This is a genomic window from Aquabacterium sp. UBA2148 (assembly GCF_002328915.1).
GTDB classification, from domain to species: Bacteria; Pseudomonadota; Gammaproteobacteria; order Burkholderiales; family Burkholderiaceae_C; genus Aquabacterium; species Aquabacterium parvum.
Genome location: NZ_DCXA01000240.1, coordinates 1 through 4327, shown reverse-complemented (window position 1 = coordinate 4327; position 4327 = coordinate 1). Strand labels below are relative to the sequence as shown.

Genomic DNA, 4327 nt, shown 5'->3' with positions numbered 1-4327 from the left:
GTTCGGGCAGAAGACGGGGCGCGGCTGGTACGTGTACGAAGCCGGTTCACGCACGGGGACTGCGAACCCTGACGTCGCGCTGATCATTGACGAAGAGCGTCGCCAGGCCGGCGTCACGCCCCGCACCTTCACGCGCGAAGAGCTGGCGCGCCGCTACCTTGCAGCCATGGTCAACGAAGGAGCCAAGGTCGTCGACGAGGGCATCGCCTTGCGTCCGCTGGACGTGGATGTCACGCTGGCGCACGGCTACGGTTTCCCGCGCAGCAAGGGCGGGCCGATGTGGCACGCCGACCAGGTGGGCCTGGCGAAGATCCTGGCGGACATCCGCGAGTTCACTCAGGCCGATGCGCTGTTCTGGCAACCGTCGGCCTTGCTGGAGAGGCTGGTGGCCGAGGGCCTCGGATTCGATTCGCTGAACAGCGGTTGAACTCGCCGACAGCATCGACCGCCACCAGGGCCCGCCAGCCCTCCCGACATCCGAACACCTCAAACACGAGGCCACCATGCACCCCTCTCAACACAGCCGCGAAGCGGTGATCGTCTCGACCGCCCGCACACCGCTGACCAAGTCGCACCGAGGTGAACTCAACATCACACCTGGGCCCACGCTGGCGTCGCTCGCGGTGAAAGCTGCGCTCGAACGTGCGGGCATCGACCCTGGGTTGATCGAGGACTGCATCCTCGGCTGCGGCTACCCGGAAGGCACCACGGGCCGCAACATCGCGCGGCAAAGCATCGTGCGCAGCGAACTGCCGCTGAGCATCGCGGGCACCACCGTGAACCGCTTCTGCGCCTCGGGCCTGCAGGCCATCGCGATGGCGGCCGGGCGCATCGTGGTCGAAGGCGCACCGGCCATGATCGCGGGGGGCATCGAGAGCATCTCGGGCATCCGCACGCGCGAAGACGGCAACTCGGGGCTCGACCCGTGGATCGTCGAACACAAGCCCGCGCTGTACATGGCCATGATCGAAACCGCCGACATCGTGGCGCAGCGTCATGGCATTTCGCGCGAAGCGCAGGACCGCTTCTCGGTGGAGAGCCAGCGCAAGACGGCCGAAGCGCAGGAAGCCGGCCGCTACCGCGACGAGATCGTGCCCATCGCGACCACCATGGCCGTGCAAGACAAAGTCACCAAGGAGGTGACGCACCAGCAGGCCACGATCGACCATGACACCTGCAACCGCCCCGGCACCACGTACGAGGCGCTGGCCAAGCTGGAGCCGGTTCGCGGGGCCGATCAGTTCATCACTGCGGGCAACGCATCGCAGCTGTCCGACGGCGCCTCGGCCTGCGTGTTGATGGAGCGCCGTGAAGCCGAGCGCCTGGGGCTGCAGCCACTGGGCGCCTTCCGTGGCCTGGCGGTGGCGGGTTGCGAGCCCGACGAGATGGGCATCGGGCCGGTGTTCGCGGTGCCCAAGCTGCTGGCGCGGCACGGGCTGAAGGTCGACGACATCGACCTGTGGGAGCTGAACGAGGCATTTGCCTCGCAGTCGATCTACTGCCAACAAAAGCTCGGCATCCCGGATGAGCGCTTGAACGTGAATGGCGGCGCCATCTCGATCGGGCACCCGTTTGGCATGACGGGCGCGCGGCTGGTGGGCACGGTGCTGCTCGAAGGTCGGCGCCGCAAGGCGAAGGACCCCAGCGTGAAGTGGGCCGTGGTGACGATGTGCATCGCCGGTGGCATGGGCGCGGCCGGGCTGTTCGAAATTTTTTGAAGGAGACTCGCCATGGACCTGAGTTTCACTCCCGATGAACGGGCCTTCCGCGAAGAGGTGCGCGCCTTCCTGCGCGAGAAGGTGCCCGCCGAGTTGACCGACAAGGTGCGCGAAGGCCGCCACCTGAGCAAGGCCGACCACGAGCGCTGGCACGCCATCCTGAATGCACGCGGCTGGCTGGCCAACCACTGGCCGCGCGAATGGGGCGGCACCGGTTGGAGCGCCGTGCAGAAGTTCATCTTCGACAACGAGTGCGCGCTGGCGCACTGCCCGCGCACCGTGCCATTCGGCGTGAACATGCTGGGCCCTGTGCTCATCAAGTACGGCAGCGAGGCACAAAAGCGCCATTGGTTGCCGCGCATCTTGAGCGGCGAGGACTGGTGGTGCCAGGGCTACTCCGAACCCGGCGCGGGGTCGGACCTGGCCTCAGTCAAGACCACGGCGGTCAAAGACGCAACGGGCGAGTCCTATGTCGTCAACGGCCAGAAGACCTGGACCACGCTGGGCCACCACGCCGACATGATCTTCTGCCTGGTGCGCACGAACAAGGAGGCCAAGAAGCAGGAAGGCATCAGCTTCCTGCTGATCGACATGGCCACGCCCGGCGTGGAGGTGCGGCCCATCATCACACTCGACGGCGAGCACGAGGTCAACGAGGTCTTCTTCACCGACGTGAAGGTGCCCGTGGCCAACCTGGTGGGCGAAGAGCACAAAGGCTGGACCTGCGCCAAGTTCCTGCTGACCTACGAGCGCACCAACATCGCGGGCGTGGGCTTCTCGGTGGCGGCGCTGGAGCGGCTGAAGTCGGTCGCGCAGCGAGTCAAGAAGAACGGCAGGCCCCTGGCCGACGACCCCTTGTTCGCAGCCCGCATGGCGCACGTCGAGATCGAGCTGGAGAACATGAAGACCACCAACCTGCGCGTGATCGCAGCGGTGGCGGGCGGCGGCGCCCCCGGTGCGGAAAGCTCGATGCTCAAGATCAAGGGCACGGTGATCAGGCAGGAGCTGAACGCGCTGTTGCGCCGAGCCATGGGCCCTCACGCGCTGGCTTTCATCGAAGAAGGCGAGGCCGGACCGGCTGGCGCGCAACCCGAGGCGCTGCACGCCACGCCCCAGTACTTCAACAACCGCAAGCTGTCGATCTTCGGCGGCTCCAACGAGATCCAGAAGAACATCATCGCCAAGATGATCCTGGGCCTGTGAGGACGCGAACATGAACTTCCAACACACCGAAGACCGCCGCATGCTGGCGGACACGCTCAGCCGCTTCATCAGCGAGCAGATGGGTTTCGAGGCCCGCATGGCCACCGTCAAGCAATCGACAGGCTTTGACCGCCGCGCCTGGCAACAGCTGTGCGACGTGGGTGCCGCGGGCGCGCTGTTCACCGAGGCCGATGGTGGCTATGGCGGGCAGGGCTTCGACATCGCCGTGGTGTTCGAGGCCATCGGGCGCGGCCTGGCGCTCACGCCCGCCTTGCCGGTTCTGCTGGCCGGCAGCGCCGTGGCCCATGCGGGCAACGCCGAGCAGAAAGCCTTGCTGGGCAGCCTGATCGACGGCAGCCAGGTCGCCACGCTGGCGCATGAAGAGCCTTGCGCCTTCCATGACATCCGACATGTGACCACGCAGGCCGATCGCAATGCCGATGGCTGGCTGCTGCAAGGCCGCAAGACGGCGGTGCCGCTGGGCGACCAGGCCGACTGGCTGGTGGTATCGGCGCGTGTGTCGGGCGAGGTGGATTCGGCCGATGGCATCGCGCTGTTCATCGTGCCGACCAAAGCCCCGGGCCTCACGCTCAGGGGCTTTGCCGCGCACGATGGCGGCCGCACCGCCGACGTCACGCTCGACCAGGTGAGCCTGCCGGCCTCGGTCCTGCTGGGCGAAGCGGGCACCGGCCACGCCACGCTGGAGCACGCGATCGGGCAAGGCATCCTGGCCCTGTGCGCCGAAAGCCTGGGCTCGATGGAGGCCGCCAAGCGCATGACCATCGAGTATCTGCAGACGCGCAAGCAGTTCGGCGTGCCCATCGGCAGCTTCCAGGCCCTGCAGCACCGCATGGCCGACGTGCTGCTGGAGGTCGAGCAGGCGCGCTCGGCGGTCATCAACGCGGCGGCGGCTTTGGGCAGTGATCGCATCGCCCGTGAGCGAGCGCTGTCGGCGGCCAAGGTCAGCATCGGGCGCATCGGCACGCTGGTGGCGCAAGAGGCGATTCAGTTGCACGGCGGCATCGGCATGACGTGGGAGCTGGCGCTGGCCCACCACGCCAAGCGCCTGATCCTCATCGACCACCAGCTGGGCGACGAAGACCACCACCTGGCGCGCTTCATCGAACTGGGCCGCGCGGCCTGATCCACGTCACCACCCGCAGCGCACGTAACATCGCCGCCATGTCAGACCGCCACCTCAAGCACTGGCCCAGCGGCGTGCCCCGCTCGCTGGACTTTCCGCAGACGCACCTGTGGGCCAACGTCGCGGCCTCGGCCGAGCGCCACCCCGACAAGCCCTGCCTCGTGTTCTACGACAGCGTCGTCACGCACGGGCAGTTCAGGCAGCAGACCGAATGGCTGGCCGGCTGGCTGCAACAGGTGGCGGGCGTGCAGCGCGGCGACCG

At 67.4% G+C, this 4327-nt stretch carries 4 protein-coding genes and 1 pseudogene; all 5 read left to right on the top strand.

Features of this window, described 5'->3' with window-relative positions:
• On the top strand, positions 1 to 427 hold a 427-nt coding region (locus tag B2W70_RS13450), incomplete at its 5' end, for a 3-hydroxyacyl-CoA dehydrogenase family protein (RefSeq protein WP_286746410.1).
• A 76-nt stretch (positions 428 to 503) separates the two neighbouring features.
• Positions 504 to 1718: an acetyl-CoA C-acyltransferase gene (locus B2W70_RS13445; protein ID WP_286746407.1), complete on the top strand. Its 1215-nt coding sequence runs from the start codon at positions 504 to 506 to the stop codon at positions 1716 to 1718.
• Between the two features lie 12 nt (positions 1719 to 1730).
• Entirely contained in the window at positions 1731 to 2921 is a 1191-nt protein-coding gene (locus tag B2W70_RS13440; protein WP_286746405.1) for an acyl-CoA dehydrogenase family protein, read from the top strand.
• Between the two features lie 10 nt (positions 2922 to 2931).
• Positions 2932 to 4065 (top strand): acyl-CoA dehydrogenase family protein, encoded by a 1134-nt coding sequence (locus B2W70_RS13435; RefSeq protein WP_286746403.1) that lies wholly within the window; start codon positions 2932 to 2934, stop codon positions 4063 to 4065.
• A 38-nt stretch (positions 4066 to 4103) separates the two neighbouring features.
• Positions 4104 to 4327 (top strand): annotated as a pseudogene (locus B2W70_RS13430) (long-chain fatty acid--CoA ligase); the annotation flags it as partial.